Annotated in this window: 13 protein-coding genes; 5 read left to right on the top strand and 8 right to left on the bottom strand. The window is 43.6% G+C overall.

Annotation, left to right across the window (positions count from 1 at the left end; genetic code table 11):
• The first annotated feature begins 200 nt into the window (after positions 1-200).
• Positions 201-2,252 (top strand): HD family phosphohydrolase, encoded by a 2,052-nt coding sequence (locus BWX39_RS00155; protein ID WP_028905351.1) that lies wholly within the window; start codon positions 201-203, stop codon positions 2,250-2,252.
• Positions 2,252-4,576: a replication restart helicase PriA gene (priA, locus tag BWX39_RS00150; protein WP_028905352.1), complete on the top strand. Its 2,325-nt coding sequence runs from the start codon at positions 2,252-2,254 to the stop codon at positions 4,574-4,576. Before BWX39_RS00155 ends, priA begins: the two co-directional genes overlap by 1 nt.
• A gap of 333 nt (positions 4,577-4,909) precedes the next feature.
• Here the strand turns inward: priA and BWX39_RS00140 are convergent, their stop codons facing one another.
• Positions 4,910-6,439 (bottom strand): membrane protein, encoded by a 1,530-nt coding sequence (locus BWX39_RS00140; protein ID WP_028905353.1) that lies wholly within the window; start codon positions 6,437-6,439, stop codon positions 4,910-4,912.
• A gap of 246 nt (positions 6,440-6,685) precedes the next feature.
• Here BWX39_RS00140 and BWX39_RS00135 point away from each other — a divergent pair, with 246 nt between their 5' ends.
• Entirely contained in the window at positions 6,686-7,642 is a 957-nt protein-coding gene (locus tag BWX39_RS00135) for a hypothetical protein (RefSeq protein WP_028905354.1), read from the top strand.
• Positions 7,643-7,680: 38 nt separating this feature from the next.
• Here BWX39_RS00135 and BWX39_RS00130 read toward each other — a convergent pair whose 3' ends face one another.
• The 3 genes from BWX39_RS00130 to BWX39_RS00120 form a co-directional block, all read right to left on the bottom strand.
• On the bottom strand, positions 7,681-8,184 hold the full coding sequence (locus tag BWX39_RS00130; protein ID WP_244271480.1) for a YiiX/YebB-like N1pC/P60 family cysteine hydrolase: 504 nt from the start codon (positions 8,182-8,184) through the stop codon (positions 7,681-7,683).
• Between the two features lie 149 nt (positions 8,185-8,333).
• On the bottom strand, positions 8,334-8,801 hold the full coding sequence (locus tag BWX39_RS00125) for a zinc-ribbon domain-containing protein (protein WP_028905356.1): 468 nt from the start codon (positions 8,799-8,801) through the stop codon (positions 8,334-8,336).
• 262 nt (positions 8,802-9,063) lie between these two features.
• Complete coding sequence (locus tag BWX39_RS00120; RefSeq protein ID WP_014709500.1) at positions 9,064-10,056, bottom strand: malate dehydrogenase; 993 nt, start codon at positions 10,054-10,056, stop codon at positions 9,064-9,066.
• Between the two features lie 413 nt (positions 10,057-10,469).
• On the opposite strand from BWX39_RS00120, the gene BWX39_RS00110 reads away from it, so the two are divergent.
• On the top strand, positions 10,470-11,093 hold the full coding sequence (locus BWX39_RS00110) for a DUF2284 domain-containing protein (RefSeq protein ID WP_028905358.1): 624 nt from the start codon (positions 10,470-10,472) through the stop codon (positions 11,091-11,093).
• Between the two features lie 18 nt (positions 11,094-11,111).
• Here the strand turns inward: BWX39_RS00110 and BWX39_RS00105 are convergent, their stop codons facing one another.
• Both BWX39_RS00105 and BWX39_RS00100 read right to left on the bottom strand, forming a co-directional pair.
• Positions 11,112-11,804, bottom strand: coding sequence for a DUF5715 family protein (locus tag BWX39_RS00105; protein WP_028905359.1), 693 nt, complete (start codon positions 11,802-11,804; stop codon positions 11,112-11,114).
• A 2-nt stretch (positions 11,805-11,806) separates the two neighbouring features.
• Positions 11,807-11,998: a hypothetical protein gene (locus BWX39_RS00100; protein ID WP_028905360.1), complete on the bottom strand. Its 192-nt coding sequence runs from the start codon at positions 11,996-11,998 to the stop codon at positions 11,807-11,809.
• 109 nt (positions 11,999-12,107) lie between these two features.
• Between BWX39_RS00100 and BWX39_RS00095 the strand changes: the two genes are divergently transcribed.
• Entirely contained in the window at positions 12,108-12,608 is a 501-nt protein-coding gene (locus BWX39_RS00095) for a methylated-DNA--[protein]-cysteine S-methyltransferase (protein WP_028905361.1), read from the top strand.
• 442 nt (positions 12,609-13,050) lie between these two features.
• Here the strand turns inward: BWX39_RS00095 and BWX39_RS00090 are convergent, their stop codons facing one another.
• Together BWX39_RS00090 and BWX39_RS00085 are read right to left on the bottom strand one after the other, a co-directional pair.
• Positions 13,051-14,835, bottom strand: a complete 1,785-nt coding sequence (locus BWX39_RS00090; protein ID WP_028905362.1) for an Omp28-related outer membrane protein — start codon at positions 14,833-14,835, stop codon at positions 13,051-13,053.
• A 10-nt stretch (positions 14,836-14,845) separates the two neighbouring features.
• Positions 14,846-16,783, bottom strand: coding sequence for an Omp28-related outer membrane protein (locus BWX39_RS00085; RefSeq protein WP_028905363.1), 1,938 nt, complete (start codon positions 16,781-16,783; stop codon positions 14,846-14,848).

The following is a 16,783-nucleotide window of genomic DNA, read 5'->3' as shown; positions in this document are numbered from 1 at the left end:
TTCGACTATAAGGCTTTTTTTTTGTATTTTCGCATATTGATAGAAGAATGGAGCAAGGATAGGTCTTGTTTCCCAAGTGATAAATGTGGAAGATTTTATAGCACTGCTATGCTTTTTCAATTCAATAAGAATGAAATTACGATAGAGGACGAAATGCCTCGCATAAGCATTGCAATGTATCCACAAAACGAAGAATAGAGATGATAAAATTTACCAATCCTGACAACCTTGTGTGGCGTAGTTATGCTGCAAGAATTATATTGGTGCTGATTACCACAGCGATTATTATTGCCGTGTTGCCACGTACACAGGGCAAAATGTACCACTACGATGAAGGAAAACCGTGGCTGTATGAGCAGCTTATTGCCAAGTTCGACTTCCCAATCTTTAAAAGTGAAGAGACTTTGAAGAGCGAACGCGACTCGTTAATGAAGAGTTTTGTTCCTTATTTCAATCTAAACGAAAATATCGGAAAGGCGAAAATAGCGCAATTCCGCAAAGATTACAAGGACGGCATACCAGGTTTGCCACTTGAGTATGTTGATATTGTGGCACAAAGACTGCACGAACTCTATGAAACAGGTATTGTCAATTCTGCCAATTTCACCTCTTTGATGAAAGACAGCAGCAATGTTGTGCACGTTGTAGTGGGCAAACAAGCGATAAGCAAGCCTGTCGGACAACTCTTCACAACACTTGGGGCTTACGAAAACCTTTTCGCCACACAGCTGTTGAGTGCCAAACGTTCCGTGTTGCAGCAGTGTAATCTGAACGAATATATAGAACCTAACCTTATTTACGACAAGGAACGCAACGAAAGCGAAATGAACGATATGCTCAGTCTTATTCCGCAGGCTTCCGGTATGGTGCTTGAAGGACAGCGGATTATCGACCGTGGCGATATTGTAGATGCGAAAACCTATCGTGTTCTTTATTCGTTTGAACAGGCAAACGAGAAGCGTAACGAAACGAAAGACCAAGTTACGTCTACTTTCCTTGGGCAATCGCTTTACGTTTTCATACTTATCTTGTTGTTTACGCTTTACATGGCTCTCTTCCGCAAGGACTATTTTGAGAAGCCACGCTCTATTTCGTTCCTGTATGCCTTGTTCATCATCTTCCCCACAATAACCTCTTTGATGATGAAGTACAACATTTTGAGTGTTTATATCGTACCTTTCGCAATGGCAGCTGTCTTCGTTCGTGTGTTTATGGACTCTCGAACGGCGTTCAATGCCTATGTTATCATGATTTTGCTTTCTGCCGTTGCCGTGCGTTATCAATACGAATTCATCGTTGTTCAGTTGGTTGCAGGTCTTATTGCCATATTCTCGCTACGCGAATTGTCGAAGCGCAGTCAGATATTCCTTACAGCTTTGCTCGTTACGTTGGGCTCGGCAGCCGTCTATTTGGCACTCCAGCTCATACAGACGGACGACTTCTCGAAGCTCGACGGTACTATGTACTACCACATAGGCATCAATGGCTTCTCACTTCTCTTTACTTATCTGTTTATGTTGATTATTGAAAAGCTCTTCGGTTTCATATCTACGGTAACGATGTTCGAGCTTTCCAACACCAACAACGAGTTGCTGCGCCGACTGAGCGAAGTGGCTCCGGGTACTTTCCAACATTCCATCACGGTGGGAAACCTTGGCGTCGAGATTGCCAGCAAGATACACGCAAAGGGACAACTCGTCCGTACAGGTGCGCTTTACCACGATATTGGCAAGATGGCTAATCCTGTTTTCTTTACCGAAAACCAAGTTGGCGTGAACCCACACGATAAGATTTCCGACTTGGAAAGTGCACAAATCATTATCGGACACGTTACGGAAGGACTCCGATTGGCAGAGAAACACAACCTGCCCAACATTATCAAAGCCTTCATTACCACCCACCACGGAATGGGATTGGTGAAGTATTTCTATATCAACTATAAGAATGCGCACCTCGACGAGGAAGTAGACGAAGCACCATTCCGTTATCCAGGCCCCAATCCGTGGACACGTGAGCAAGCCATACTGATGATGTGCGACACCGTTGAGGCAGCTTCGCGCTCGCTTCCAGAGTATACGGAGGAAAGCATAAGCAACTTGGTGAACAAACTTATCGACTCGCAGATGGCTGAAGGCTACTTTACCGACTGCCCAATCACATTCCGCGATGTAAACATAGCGAAGCAAGTGCTTATCGAACGTTTGAAATCAATTTACCATACACGTATCCAATATCCTGAATTGAAGTCGTAGTGAAATACGTTGAAGTAATTTTGCCGCTTCCACTTGAGGGAACTTTCACTTATGGCGTGCCCGATACGCTGCTCGAAAAGGTCGTGCCGGGCGTGCGTTTGCTTGTTCCGTTTGGCAAGATAAAGACGTATATCGGCATTTGCAATGCCGCTCCTACCGACCAACCTTACAAGGGCGACACCGATGGAGTGGTGGAGTACAAATCCATTCTCTCCGTTCTCGATGATACGCCCGTATTGTTTCCGCAGCAATTGCGACTCTGGCACTGGATAGCCGACTACTACATGTCGCCCCTCGGCGATGTCTACAAGGCGGCATTACCCTCCGGACTGAAGGCTGAAGATGCTTACAAGCCCCGCACCGAAGTATATGTTTGCTTGGGAAAACAGTTCCGTGGCGAGCGCGAACTGCACATTGCGCTCGGCAGTCTTTCTCGTGCGGCAAAGCAACAGAACGTGCTGACAACCTATTTGCAGCTAAGTGGCATTGCCGATGCCCCCGAGTTGGCAACCATCGATGTAACGCAGAGTACTGACAACTCGGACTGTAAGCTGAAAACCGTGTCGCAAGAAGAACTTATGAACGAGAGCCATTGCACGGCAGCGGTATTGCGTGGACTCATTGAAAAGGGCATCTTGCAAACCTATCGTAAGGAAGTGGGACGGTTGAACAACAGCTATGGCGAGGTGCAGCCTAACGCTATACACCCTCTGAACGAAGCCCAAAGCACCGCCTACGACAAGTTGCTGTTGCAAATGATGTCGTACAATGTAACCCTCCTTCACGGTGTTACCTCGTCTGGTAAGACCGAAATCTACATACATCTTATTCTGAAAGCCCTGCAAGAGCACAAGCAGGTGTTGTATTTGTTGCCCGAAATTGCGCTGACGGTGCAGATGACCGACCGCCTGCGTCGTGTGTTTGGCAACAAGCTCGGCATTTATCATAGCCGATACAACGACGACGAGCGTGTGGAAATATGGAAAAAGCAACTTTCCAGCACGCCCTACGATGTCGTATTGGGTGCACGAAGTGCCGTGTTCCTGCCTTTCCAACGGCTTGGATTGGTGATTATCGATGAAGAACACGAGACAAGTTTCAAGCAACAAGACCCTGCGCCACGCTACCACGCACGCTCGGCAGCCATTGTTCTTGCGCAGATGTATGGGGCAAAAACGCTGTTGGGCACTGCCACACCGTCTGCCGAAAGCTACCGAAACGCACAGTTGGGCAAGTATGGACTCGTTACCTTGTCGCAACGGTACAAGGATATTCAGCTGCCTGCCATTGAAGTGGTGGACGTGAAAGACCTTCGGCATCGCAAAATGATGTCGGGGCTGTTCTCTCCGCACCTGCTTGCCGCCGTCCGCGAAGCGTTGCAGCGTGGCGAACAAGCCATCTTGTTTCAGAACAGGCGTGGGTTTGCCCCTATGGTAGAGTGCCATGTCTGTGGGTGGGTGCCACGATGTCCCAACTGCGACGTGTCGCTGACACACCATAAGAATATGAACTTGCTTACCTGCCACTATTGCGGCTACACCGAACGGGTGCCCGAACAGTGTCCAAGTTGCGAGAGCAAAGACATAAAAGGGCGTGGCTACGGAACCGAAAAGATAGAAGACGAGATAATGAACCTGTTTCCCGATGCGCGCGTGGCACGTATGGACTTAGACACGACACGCACGAAGAACGCCTATGAACGTCTGATAACCGATTTTTCGGCAGGCAAAACAAACCTTCTCATAGGCACACAGATGGTTTCAAAGGGTTTGGACTTCGACCGTGTGTCGGTTGTAGGCATACTCGATGCTGACAATATGCTGAACTATCCCGACTTTAGGGCTTACGAGCACGCCTTCACGATGATGGCGCAAGTGAGCGGAAGGGCTGGCAGAAAAGGCAAGCAAGGGCGGGTTATTTTGCAGACAAAGAGCCCCGAACTACCCGTAATACACCAAGTAGTGAAGCACGACTATGCTGCTTTCTACGCATCGTTGCTCGAAGAGCGTGCCGCCTTCCGTTATCCGCCCTTCTTCCACCTTATATATATATACTTGAAACATCGCAACGACGATACGGTGAACTCGGCAAGTCTTGAACTTGGCTCCCGACTTCGTGAGATTTTTGGCGACCGTGTGCTCGGTCCCGACAAACCATCGGTAGCCCGAGTAAAGACATTGCATATAAGAAAGATAATCCTAAAGCTTGAAAACGGAATCGACTATAAGCTGGCGAAGCAATATTTGCGCACGATGAAGGACGCTATGATGAAGGAAAAACGTTATGGCGCACTCACTGTCTATTACGATATAGACCCATTGTAAACCGAATTATAGGAGCAAGAAAACGTTAGGAAACGTGTAAATATTTTTCATAAGCGTGGTTGTTGTGTAACTGCTTCGTTTTCAATGTATTGCAAAACCTATTGTTTTGCGTTCCAAAAGCGGCTGTTTTGCACGGTAAAAACGTAGGTTTTGCATCGCAAAAGAGCCGCTTTTGCAATGCCAAAGCGCAGTTATCAGTTTTTAACAGAATTATCTTTACAAAACGGAAATTGTTTCCCGCTTTTTCCAATCCATTTTTACAGAAAGCAAAACGGGGTTGTAGGAAAAATCCTACAGCCCCGTTTATATTATTAGTAGTAGAAGTATGATTGATTAAAGGTCTATATCAAGTCCTACACCGAACACCTTGTTGGTGCGTGTAAATTCATCAGTATTTTGCATTTTAATGTCTGTTCCACCAGCTTTGGTGCTTGTTTCATACTTCTTGTTGAACTTCTCGTAGTCTGTAAAGAAGTATGCGATATTCAGATGGGCATTCTTTGCCACCTTGATTTTAGCACCGAAGCCAAAGCTGTAGCTGCTTGTTACGAAGCTAAGGTCAGACAGATAGCTGCCGTCGCCGAGTCCGTACTGTGTGCGTTGTCCACCCATACTTACCGTAATGCCCGGTTTAATGTCCCATTCCACACCTGCGAGATACTCACGGGTGTTGCTTGAGAGCAGGCGTTGCTTGTTGTTTGCCATGCGTGCGTCCTTGTCGAAGTAGTAGTGATAGCCTGCCAAAAGGCGAAGATTGTCTAATACTTCGTACTGTGCACCTAATGACAACAGACCCGGAAGGTCGTTAGGAGTGTTTACACCATTCTGAAACTGTCCGGTGTCATCGCGCTTTGTGTTGTTCTCAATGTTGAATTTGGTTGTAAATTCGTAGCGTGCAGCAAGGTTCCAACGGCCTGTCTTATAGTCGATACCGATGATAGGAGTAATACCCCAGCCACGTTGTGTACAGTCTAAGTACTTGTCGGCAACCTGCTCCTTGGCTGCATTCAACTTCTCTGCACCTGCTTGGTATTGCTTTGCAGCAGCTTCGTACTTTGCTTTTGCTGCAGGGTCGGCAGTCTGTTCTGCCATCTGCTTGTACTGATTGGCAGATTGTGTCATTGCGTTAGCCTTTGTACTGAAGAAGTCGTGCAGGTTTACCATCTTGCCACCTATGTTGGCAGAGATGTTCACAATGTTGCCTTCGTACTTATTGTATATATAGTTGAAACGCGCACCACCGTAAACAGCAAGCTTTTCGTTAATCTTATAGGTTGCACCCAGCTGCAAACCGAAGTCGTATTGCTGTCCGTGCATATAGCTGTTTACGCCGTAAGCGGGTTCTGTTGTGGTAAAGCCTTGACTTGCAAGCATACCGGGGAGCATCGCTATTTGGCGTTCGAACGATGGCAAACCTCCATTGAAAGTAGCTTTACCGCCACCACCTACGATTCCGAAACCCATTTGGAAGCCCCACTTGTCGTAGTTCTTGGCAATTTGGAACGATGGAATAATGGGTGCGGAAGCCTCTCCTTTAAATTCCTTGATACCATTTTTGTCGCCTCCGTTCAGTTTGAAAGGCTGATAGTAAGGTGTGCCTTGCAGTGCAGGAATGGTCAATCCTGAGTTGATGATACGGGTTTGATAAACGTTTTGCACGTTGAACGAAATGTGAAGACCATTTGGCAAGAATGCCACACCTGCTGGATTCGAGTACACACCGTCTATACCGATGGCACCATTACGTGCAAGGCTACGCAAAAATGCAATGCTTTGATTTGTATTTGTAAGTAATCCGCCTGCTTTAATGCTTGATGAAAAGGCAAGCAAAGCAAACACAAGGGGTAATAACTTTTGTCTCATTCTTTAACTGTTGTTATATAAATATTTGCAAAATTGACCGCAAAGTTATATCTATTGTTCTATTCTACCAAATTTATTTGCACATTTTTTCTTTAAATGTGTAATTATATGACGATTAGAACAAAAACTTATGCAGTTTCTTCCGTATATTATTTTTACTTTATTAGTACAAAAATATTTCGTTTGGCTTGCTGAAATAGCCGAAAAGTATTAACTTTGGAGCAATAAAAAATTGATGTAATGAATATGAAGAAAATAACTTTGCTTTTCTCACTGCTCTTTGTAGCAGTCTTGTCGACGTGGAGTCAGTCTACTTTTACTATTTTACCTAAGTTCCAAGTAGGCGATACGCTTGTATATGAAGCTGTAACCACGAGTGGTATAACAATGAAAGATGTACTTCCGAGTGCAAATCTTGGTAGCCGAAAGTTCTATTTAATCGTAAAAGAAAAGGATAGGGAAGGGAACTTGAAGGTAGATTATTTGCTGAAAGAGGCGAAGATGGAGGATAAAACCGAAGTGATAAAGGACCTTCCAAATATTGAGGAAGTAGATAAATTCTTCAAGGAAGACATTGTGAAAACTCCAATCCAACTCACCCTTGATAGGGCTGGGCGTCTTTTGAAGGTTGATAATAAAGACGAGGTGAACGAGCTTTTTATCAAAAGAATGCAACCTGTGCTTCTTGAAATCATAAGAGGAGAGATGAAACATAAGTTAACCGCTAAGGAAATAGAGGAAGCAAAGGAAGTCTTAAAGTCAGAGTTCGATATTACGGAGATGCTCGAAGAAATCCCCGCCTTGTTTAAATACTATGGTCAGCCACTGATGGAGGGTAAGTCGGAAACGGTCGATTCTGTTACAACAAAGTATGCTGTGGCACGTATGGACGACGGAACAACGTGGGTGAAAGCCAATATCGACCTTATGAACGGCGAGGAAGATGTGGTTGGAACTAATCCTGAAGAGGGTCTTCTCGAAGAAAACACCAACGACGATGAAGATTTTATCGACGAAGGTTTCGATTCTCGCTTTACTGCCACATCGGTTGAGGACTATAAGTTTAATAAAGAGGGCATCGTAACCTATATGAAAACCTTCCTTACGTTTGGAAATAAAGATGTAAGTGAGACGGATACGACTATCTCAGGCGGAACGGAAGTAAAGCTGATAGAGATAAAAAAAGGGGTAAGGCAGGTTTAAAAATGCCGTAAGAAATATAAGAAAAAAATAACACCAAACTATTCCAGTTTGGTGTTTATTATTGTATTTCCCATCATAACATCTGAAGGTAAGAGGCAAGGTTTATGAAAGCTGAACACATTGACGTTGTGTCTTCTGCCTTCAGATATGTCAATTCCAACATGAAGATAGGCTTTCCACACAAGTTCAGTGCAGTAAAATTTTGTAGTATCAGCCATATTGAAATCATCATCGAATGGGATTCCTACCTTCTTTAAGGCATATTGAACTGCCTTTTGTGCAATATGGGATTCACAAGATACACGAACAATCTTTATGTTAGCACACCTATCAGGTTGAAGAAACGCACTGATAGGCTCGGATTTCACAGTATCTACATTGTTGTCAGACTCTCCAGGGACAGCATGAACAACCTTCCACGCACCATCATATTTACAGAGCAAACCCACATGGGAGTAGTTGCTGCTGTCTAACGTCGTAACAAACGTACTTTCGACACTGCGTCCTTCCCGAAAGATAAGGTCGCCATTGCGTAACGACATCGTATCAATATAGGCAGCAAGAAGTTTCTTTTCATGCTGCCTATAACAGGAAGTAAATAGGAAAACTGTGGCAGATAATACTGCAAACAGCTTATATTTCATTCTAATTTGGTAATGTTAGTTCCTAAAGAGCAGGTGCCCTATCTTTCTTAATACATTTTTTCAAGAGTATCTTTTTCGAGTCCAAATATGAAAACATTACCCAAAATGCCCAACGAGACCATCTTTCTTTTGCCTCTTTCTTTAAGAGAACCTGTGCTAAAAAGCAGGTAATTGCTTACGTCTAACTTTGAAACGATTACCTTATCAATAATATCTGCACCCAAAGAAGCTAACTTTGCTTCTCCGCTTCCACTCTTTTCTTCAACATAATCTATCAGTTCTGTGTGGATTGCTTCGACATGTTTATCCTTGTTAGGGCATGTAAAAGCTAACACAAGAAGTATTGCTGCTGGGATAATAATGCGCCATACTTTCTTAGAAATATTGAACATGCCGCCTTCCTGAGGTTCTTCGATATCGTTTTGTTGAACTGGTTGTTCGCTTGAACCACCGCATTGAGGACAGATTTCTGAATTTTCATTGAGCGGAGAACCGCAATTAGGACAGTATGCCATAATCTTATTATTATTTTAAGTTGTTATAAAATTCAACAGATATTAAAATAGTTACCTAAAGAATAGTTCACTATCAGTGTTACTTTCTGAATACAAAGATAATAAAAAAAATAAATAATGTATTAAGGTATCTAAGTTTTTGTTGGTTAATTACTGAAAAATAAGATGGGTATATCAAAGTCTGAACCACATATTAGGAACTTACTTTGGTATACCCACCGTTTTTTATACTTCCCACCGCTTAGCGGAAGCTATCTTTCAATTAGAGATTTGCATTGTCGTTTTTCCAATCTGATACTGCTGGAATAATGCCGAGGCCTACAATCTCTTCGCGCATCTTGCAGAGATGTTCGTATGAAGCCTTCAATGCTGCCATTTCTTCATCGGTACCAGTTGGCAATTCGTAGTGAACACCAGTGCTGTCGATAGTTGTTGGCATAGCCATCATTACGTTCTTGAAGCCAAGACGCTCGTCGTTTACATAGCAACCAGCAGGTAGTGTGAACTTTTCGCCACCCATTGCAGCCTCAATCATCTTGACAGCATTGTGTGCTGGGCTTTGGAAAGAGCTGCGACCGCGGAGCTTAATGATGCGTGAGCCACCTTGAATGGTGTCGTGCTTGATTGCTGCCCAACGCTCGTCGCTGAGATTCATCTCTGACAATGGCTTGCCGTCAATCTTCACTTTAGAAGCGAATACTGCCATTTGCTCGCCGTGTCCGCCATAAGTGTGTGCGCCAGTAACCTTGTCTTGCTGTACGCCAAATTCCAAAGCTAAAGCCTGTTGCAAACGAGTTGAGTCGAGAGCAGCCAACGAAGTAAGTTGGTTTGGTTTCAAACCAGAGTGGATAAGTGCTGTAAGTGCAGTAACGTCAGCTGGGTTGAAGATTACCACAACGTGCTTAACGTCTGGGCAGTACTGCTTGATGTGGTCGCCAAACTCTGCTGCAATCTGGCAGTTTCCCTTCAATAAGTCTTCGCGTGTCATACCTTCCTTACGAGGTGCACCACCAGAAGAGATGATGTACTTAGCACCTGTGAAAGCTTCTTTAGGGTCAGTGGTCCAAGTAACATTTGCGCCGGGGAAGCCGCAATGAGCTATTTCGTCTGCTACACCGTGCAGACCCGGTTCAAAGATGTCGTAAAGACATACGTTAGGAGTAAGACCCAGCGTCAGAACACTCTGCGCCATGTTTGAACCAATCATACCGCCGGCACCGACGATAACGAGTTTCTCGTTTGTTAAAAATGACATAATATTTTATTTGTATTTAATGAAATGAAACTTTGAATTATCCTCATTGAATTTGTACCGCAAATTTACAGAAAAAGAAATAGATAACCGCAACTTTAGGAAAGGTTATTTGTTATTTAATGTAAAAACAAATAAAAAGCAATGTTTGAGTAGCAAAAGCGGGAGACTAAGGGGTGTTGGAAACTGCCATTGCAGCAGAATTACGGCTTCATTTCCTTGTTGTTGTGGCACGGCATTGCAGGTATTGCGATGTTATTTAGTTGGAACGGTGCAAAAACCGTAATGTTTTTTCTCTGTTTACAGTAAAGAATTGTATTTTTGTAAGCAACTACGAACAAGATTAAAGGCAATGTGTGCATCGCTGAAAAAGGTGCAGAACGCATTGCGAAGATAATTATCATTACAGAAGAACTATGGAAGTACGCCCTTTAACAAGTGTGGGAACCGCTGAAGGCAAAGGTTTTGAACTTGCACACGTTACGACAATGATACCCGTCAGCGACTATGCGACAGGCTATCGTAATGTGGAAAAGTTTCTCGGATTATGCCAACAATGTTCTAAGTTTGGCAAATCGTGGACTTGTCCGCCTTGCGAATTTGACGTAAAGGCGTTTGTAGATAGGTTTAAGTACGCTCATATTCTTGGTTCAAAGATGACTTTCGATGAGGCTACGCTTGCCGAAACAACGACTCCCGAAGCGGTAGACAGAGTGTGTAAGGAAGCGATGCGCTACGGACTGACGAAGGCTTCGGCATATCTGCGCAGCTACGAACGCAAGTCGCCCGACAGCCTTTGCTTTCTTGGCTCGATGTGTTTGCTTTGTGGAAACAAGCCTTGCACACGTCTGAATGGCGAACCTTGCCGCCACCCCAACGATGTTCGTGTATCGTTGGAAGCGGTTGGCTTCGACCTTAGCAAAACCACGCAAGACCTTTTGGGCATAGAAATGAAATGGGGCAAGCACGGTCGCCTGCCCCAATATATCACGCTTGTTACAGCATTGTTTACCAACGATGCCACGCTGCAGTTGGAATGATTGATTTAAAAGTCTACTTTAAATCTTTCTTGCTGTAATGTGAATGCAATGTTGGTTAGGCTCAAAAATAGCCCAACATTCGCCCTTTTCGCGCAAGTCGTAAACTATTTTGCCCAAGATGTTGCACATAACCTCGTTGCTTACAGCTTCGCCATTCATACTTGTGCGGTTGAAGCGGGTAAAGCTGATGTCGAAGGTAGTGCCATACATGTGTGCAGAGTTTTTGCTTGCGGCACTGTTGGTTTCTCGAAGTGCCTTTACGTCTTCGCGGGTTCGGAATATCGAAGTTATGATGATGCGATGCTCACGATAGCCTGCACGTTCCAATTCCTCCTGAAACTTTTGGGCAATCTCCTTTAAAACGCTTTTGGCACCATTTGTAAGATAAGGTGCAGAGTGTGTCAATGGGTCTATCAGATAATATTCGTTAGACTCTATCTTCTTCAATCTTCTATGGTTATCTTCCAACTTCTCCCTTGTGTCAATGGGCGTAACTCCATATTTCTGTGCGGCATACAGCTGTTCGCCATGTAGGTCTTTGAAGTGGTAAGCACTCTGCATCTTTACATTGTTGTCTCTAAAGGTTTCTCCTTCGCTGCTGATTCTGCTGCTTGCACACGATGCAGCAAACACCACTACTGTTGCAAATACGCCTCCTGAGAGTACGTTTCGCCAATTCTTCTTTGTGTTGTATCTTTTTCTTGTTTGCATAGTTATTTTGATTGAATAATTATATCTGCCACATCTGTTGGCTCGTTGAAAAGCATTCCCTCTTCCAATTCCTCATCGGTAAGTTCGTTCAACAAGTCTTTTGCCGTTTTCTCGTCGATAACAGGTTCTCCTTTAGCATTTTTTCGTGCCAAAAGCTCGTCCAAAATGAGTTGTCTGTATTCCCGTATTTCCATATTTTTAAAGGTTGAATAATAGATAGAAACTGCTGCAAAGGTAGTGTTTTTTTCTTTCAGCAATACTTTATTTAGTATCTTTGCGTTATAAATAAATTATTTTCACATAATGCAACATATACAAACATACGAGTCGCCTTTGGGTCAATTGACTTTCGTAAGCGACGGAACAGCTCTGTTGGGCGTGTGGTACGATAAGCAAGAACTTTTGGAACAACTCTTGCAATCGCCATACGAAACGTGCAATCTGCCAGTTTTTGATGAAACAAGGCGTTGGTTTGACCTCTATTTCGACGGGCGAGAGCCAGACTTTACGCCACCGTTGCACCTCGTAGGTACAGATTTTCGCCAACAAGTATGGAACGACTTACTGCTCATTCCCTATGGCGAAACCACAACTTACGGTGCGTTGGCTCAGCAAATGGCGCATCGTTTGGGCAAAAGCAAGATGTCGGCACAAGCCATTGGTGGGGCAGTGGGGCACAATCCTATATCAATCATCGTTCCGTGCCACCGCGTTGTTGGTGCCGACGGAACACTGACGGGCTATGCAGGCGGCATTTGGCGAAAGGAATACCTGTTGAAATTAGAAGCTAAAAATACGCTTTAAAAATATGTAAGCAAGTCTTTTCGCAGCCTTGTAGCATCGTTCAGCTGTACAACTTCGTTACTTTACAACCTGTTATTCTATTCTTCTTGTCTGATATAAAGTTACTTATGCGTGTTTGTAGCCTTGTTCGACAATTTACTTACACGTAAAGAAATATTTATTTACGTGTAAGTAAATTCTTACTTACGTGTAGAAAAATATTTATTTACACGTAAATAATTTGGCAGGCTTGCTTTTTAAACGAATGCAGGGCATCGGTAGAAGCAGGGGAATGGGGCGAAAAGCACTCCGAAACCTGTATGCGGGTGAGGTCTGGGAGCGTGAAAGTTAGGCACATTGAAGTATGTTGAAAACGAAAAGCGGGTGTGCCAGAAGTTCTATTCGGCACACCCGCTTAAATTATAATACTTTTAAGAGCAAACTTCTGCAGAAGTTTCTCGTTTTATTTCAATATAATCTTCTTTACAAAAGACTTGTTACCGTCTACACACTTGATGATGTAGATGCCGCTTGGAATAGACTGGTTAGGTACTTCAACACCATATACGTTGTAGATGAAAACCTTTCCTGAGAAACCATTTACATTCAGTGTACCATTAGCGAAAGTAAATTCGGGTACAAGAAGTGTACGGTTGTCGGTGATAGACATAGATGGGTCGGGCTCTACCTTTGTTTCAGCCGCATTCTCTATTTCGCCTTTGCCGTTAATCAGCAGTGCGACGAGGTACAGATTGTCGGCATTCTGAATGTTCTTAGGTACATCGAGCTGAGCTGCATACTCTACAGTTTCATCTGCTTTTACGCTGGTAGGGATACTGCTGTCTACACCGTAGAAGCTGTAGTTCATACGTGCTACGTGGTCCATATCGACAGCGGCTGCACCTGGAAGGTTTTCAAAGCCTCCCATTTCACCCAATTTGCCACCTGCATAATAGTTGGCTTGCTTGTACCCCTTGATGCCATTCTCTATAAGAACGAAAGAAACCTTATAGTTTACGTTTTGTTCGTCAGCGAAGAATGTGGTAAGAGCCTTTGCGTTGATTTTCTTCTTGGTGTCGTCAGTAAAGTTTGCCTCGATTTCTACTCCTATATGCGGTGGGGTAGCTATATACTTGTTGTGCATCACTTCCAAGGTTCCTGCTTCTGGAGAAGTAGGATTTTTCAGGTTGCGGTTGATATAACAAGTTGGATAGCTTGAAAATTTGAGTTTGTGATAAGAGTTTGTTTCCAAACCATCTCCTTTATGAACGGCAATGCCGATGAAGGTTTCTGGATATTTTTCAGACATATGTCTGAAGGCTACAATACCTCTTGGACAGTTGCCACACCATGTACCTGTTCCTTCTTCTACAACAAATCGCTGCTGAGGAATAGCGTCCATCACTTTTACGTTCGTATAATCGGTGTTGTTGCCAGTATAAGCGTCAGCTTCGCCATCAACACTGATTAGTCTGAACTTAACGGTATGGACACCATTCTTGCTGAATCCAGAATAGTCGATAGAAAACTCTTTCTCAACGTTAGAGCCCATCGTTGTCTTGAACTCTGCTACCTTTTCTTCAGCATCGTCTATCGTGTAGCCCACTTGCAAGGTTCTTGCAATGCGTGGACTCAAGTTTATTACGCCAAAATTGAACTTGCAAGACGCGTTCTTCTTTACGATAACGTTTCGTTTTGTGTAGAGCCACAAGTCTTTTGGCATATCTTCGCCAGCAATCTGTGCCTGAAGGGTAAGGGCGAGCGCATTGTACTTGCTGTCGGTAGCATAGTTTTTCCAACCGTCGCCTAAGTCAGCCCAGCAGCCGTTTGGCGAATACATCGCTGAATGCCCCATAGACTTATTATTTCCTTCGTAGCTATAACCGATGTAGAAACCCTCTCCGTCTATTGTATAAGTAGAACTTAGCTTGACCTCATTCCAACCATTGTACAGCTTTCCTACTGTCTTGGTGGTAGCACTTTCGCCGTTAAGGTTTTTTGTAATGAAGACCTTAATGTTTTCCGACATAGCTGCCAGTCCTACTTTGATTACAGAAATGGTCTTTCCTTTGTAAAGTTCGGCAACTTCGGCCGGTATGTAGATTGCACCTTTGGCTTTTGTTTTAGAGCCAAATTCGCCTATTACCTTGCCGTTGCAGTATCCCCAGTAGCAATGGGTTGGGGTTGCTTTCGTCTCGATAGAGATGAGACAGAGAAGCAATGAGAAAAGAAATAATATTTTTTTCATACAATTACTTTTAACGGTTTATATTGATTTTCTGTGTAATCACGTTTTTACCATTGGTTGCCTTCACGATATAAAGGCCGTTTCCTAATTGGCTTGTGCCAACGTTTCTGCCCGATATATCGTAAATACCTACAAGATGATAGCCTTGCAACATAAGTATGTTGCCATTTACAACGCTGAAAGCCTTGCCGTTGGCATCGTAAGTACGTGAAGTTATTCCCGATGGGTTAGAGCAGAATGCTTGTGCAGTATTGTAAATGTTACGTTTTGCAACATTCTCGTTATAGTTGTTTACAAACGAAACAACACGCATATTGTTTACATTCCATTCTGGCTTTATTGTTACAGAATAGGTCTTTTCGAAGTCGTAGCCCGAAATGTCCAAGGCGTCGCCCCATGCGTTGTTGCTGAGCACGGCACGTATTACACCATTCTGCACAAATACCTCCTTGCCTTGCTGCTGTGTACTCTTTATGCTATCTTCTACAAGCCAAGTTGTCAATCGCAAGTCGGTTTGCAGCGGCATTTCGTTTGTTCCGGCATGGCCAGTAACTTTCACATCAATCTGCTTACCATTCGCATCGGTCTTAGGGTCTACATGCAATGTAACGAAAGAGAATTGAGCTTTAGCTAACTCAACGAACTTAACTACTTCCTCCTCGCTTGCAATGAAGTAAGCTGGTCCTGGGTCTTCAAGACCTGCTACGATAATGCGGTCAACGGCGATTGCAGGAACGAAAGTCTTAGATTTGCCGTATAGCTGTTCGTAATCTGTGTCTTCAGCAATTTTGAATTGGTCTTTATGTTGCTTGTAATCCAAATGATGCTTTACACGGATAACATTTTTATGAGTATCTAAAACGTTGTTGTAAATACCGTCTGCAACGGCACATTCGTTGTAGCCTTCAGAAGTAAATTCTTCAAAAAGCACTGTGCGTTCAACAGGGCTTGTTCCTTTCTTGAAAGAGAAACCTTTGCTTTCTGCTGAATTGTCCTTTGTATCTGGGTCAGCTACTCCATTTACTTTTGTTACTGTAAATGTCGCTGTGTAGTTTCCTTCTACGGGAATTGGGATATTTTCAAGTTTTACCAACTGCGGAATGTTGTTGGGTACATTGAAGCCGTCGAGTGTAATCTCTTGACCTTGAACGCCCTTTGCAGAAACAGTGAGTGTGAGCGACTTTATAGGGGTTACACCGTTGTTCTGAATATAAGCCATATAGGTGTTGGGGGTGTTCTGCTCAACATATTCGCTGCCATCTTCGGCTGTAAGCTTCATCAAAGAAATATCATTGTTAGGAGCATTGTTGCCCGATAGAATGGCACGGATACAGATGTTCTTTCCAATGGCAGCTGTGTTGCTGAACCAGCTTCCATCATAACCATACCAGTTCTTTCCAACTAAAGAATAAGGACTCTTGTCGAACATGAGGCAGTCGTAGTCTTCACCATCATTAAGATAGAGGATATAGCCAATATAGAGGTTCATATCTTTCTTAATGGTAACAGGCTTGCTGAATTTCAACTTATTCCAACCCTCTACGTAAGTAGTAGAGAATCCTTGGGTTAATGTGCTGCCCGTCATATCCTTCAAATCCGTACAAACAAAGTATTCTACTCTGGTTCCACGTTTAGGTTTAATGGCAAATTCGATGTACTCAATCTTGTCGCCAACATATTTGTCGAGCAGTTCTGAGGGGAAATAGACTGCTGCATGATAAGTATGTGAGCCCGTTATTTTTGCAATAAGTCCACTGCTCCAATCTGTGGTGCAGTAGCCTATACGCATTTCATTGTTAGAGGTCGGTGCTGTAAGACTCTGGTTTGAAGAAGTAAGCGGACCTAATTTAAACTGATTTTCGTTTGCTGTTTGAGCAAACAAGCCTCCCCCCGTAAAGGGGAGACTTGCAAGCGATAACAGAAAAATATACTTTCTGATAGAGTTCAT

The organism is Prevotella intermedia ATCC 25611 = DSM 20706, assembly GCF_001953955.1.
Lineage (GTDB): Bacteria > Bacteroidota > Bacteroidia > Bacteroidales > Bacteroidaceae > Prevotella > Prevotella intermedia.
This window is presented reverse-complemented; position numbering and strand designations above follow the sequence as displayed.

Excerpts from the sequence above, each read along its gene's own strand:
- BWX39_RS00155 (WP_028905351.1), top strand. The coding sequence starts at position 201 with ATGATAAAATTTACCAATCCTGACAACCTTGTGTGGCGTAGTTATGCT.
- BWX39_RS00140 (WP_028905353.1), bottom strand. The coding sequence starts at position 6,439 with ATGAGACAAAAGTTATTACCCCTTGTGTTTGCTTTGCTTGCCTTTTCA.
- BWX39_RS00135 (WP_028905354.1), top strand. The coding sequence starts at position 6,686 with ATGAAGAAAATAACTTTGCTTTTCTCACTGCTCTTTGTAGCAGTCTTG.
- BWX39_RS00130 (WP_244271480.1), bottom strand. The coding sequence starts at position 8,184 with ATGTCGTTACGCAATGGCGACCTTATCTTTCGGGAAGGACGCAGTGTC.
- BWX39_RS00125 (WP_028905356.1), bottom strand. The coding sequence starts at position 8,801 with ATGGCATACTGTCCTAATTGCGGTTCTCCGCTCAATGAAAATTCAGAA.
- BWX39_RS00120 (WP_014709500.1), bottom strand. The coding sequence starts at position 10,056 with ATGTCATTTTTAACAAACGAGAAACTCGTTATCGTCGGTGCCGGCGGT.
- BWX39_RS00110 (WP_028905358.1), top strand. The coding sequence starts at position 10,470 with ATGGAAGTACGCCCTTTAACAAGTGTGGGAACCGCTGAAGGCAAAGGT.
- BWX39_RS00105 (WP_028905359.1), bottom strand. The coding sequence starts at position 11,804 with ATGCAAACAAGAAAAAGATACAACACAAAGAAGAATTGGCGAAACGTA.
- BWX39_RS00100 (WP_028905360.1), bottom strand. The coding sequence starts at position 11,998 with ATGGAAATACGGGAATACAGACAACTCATTTTGGACGAGCTTTTGGCA.
- BWX39_RS00095 (WP_028905361.1), top strand. The coding sequence starts at position 12,108 with ATGCAACATATACAAACATACGAGTCGCCTTTGGGTCAATTGACTTTC.
- BWX39_RS00090 (WP_028905362.1), bottom strand. The coding sequence starts at position 14,835 with ATGAAAAAAATATTATTTCTTTTCTCATTGCTTCTCTGTCTCATCTCT.
- BWX39_RS00085 (WP_028905363.1), bottom strand. The coding sequence starts at position 16,783 with ATGAACTCTATCAGAAAGTATATTTTTCTGTTATCGCTTGCAAGTCTC.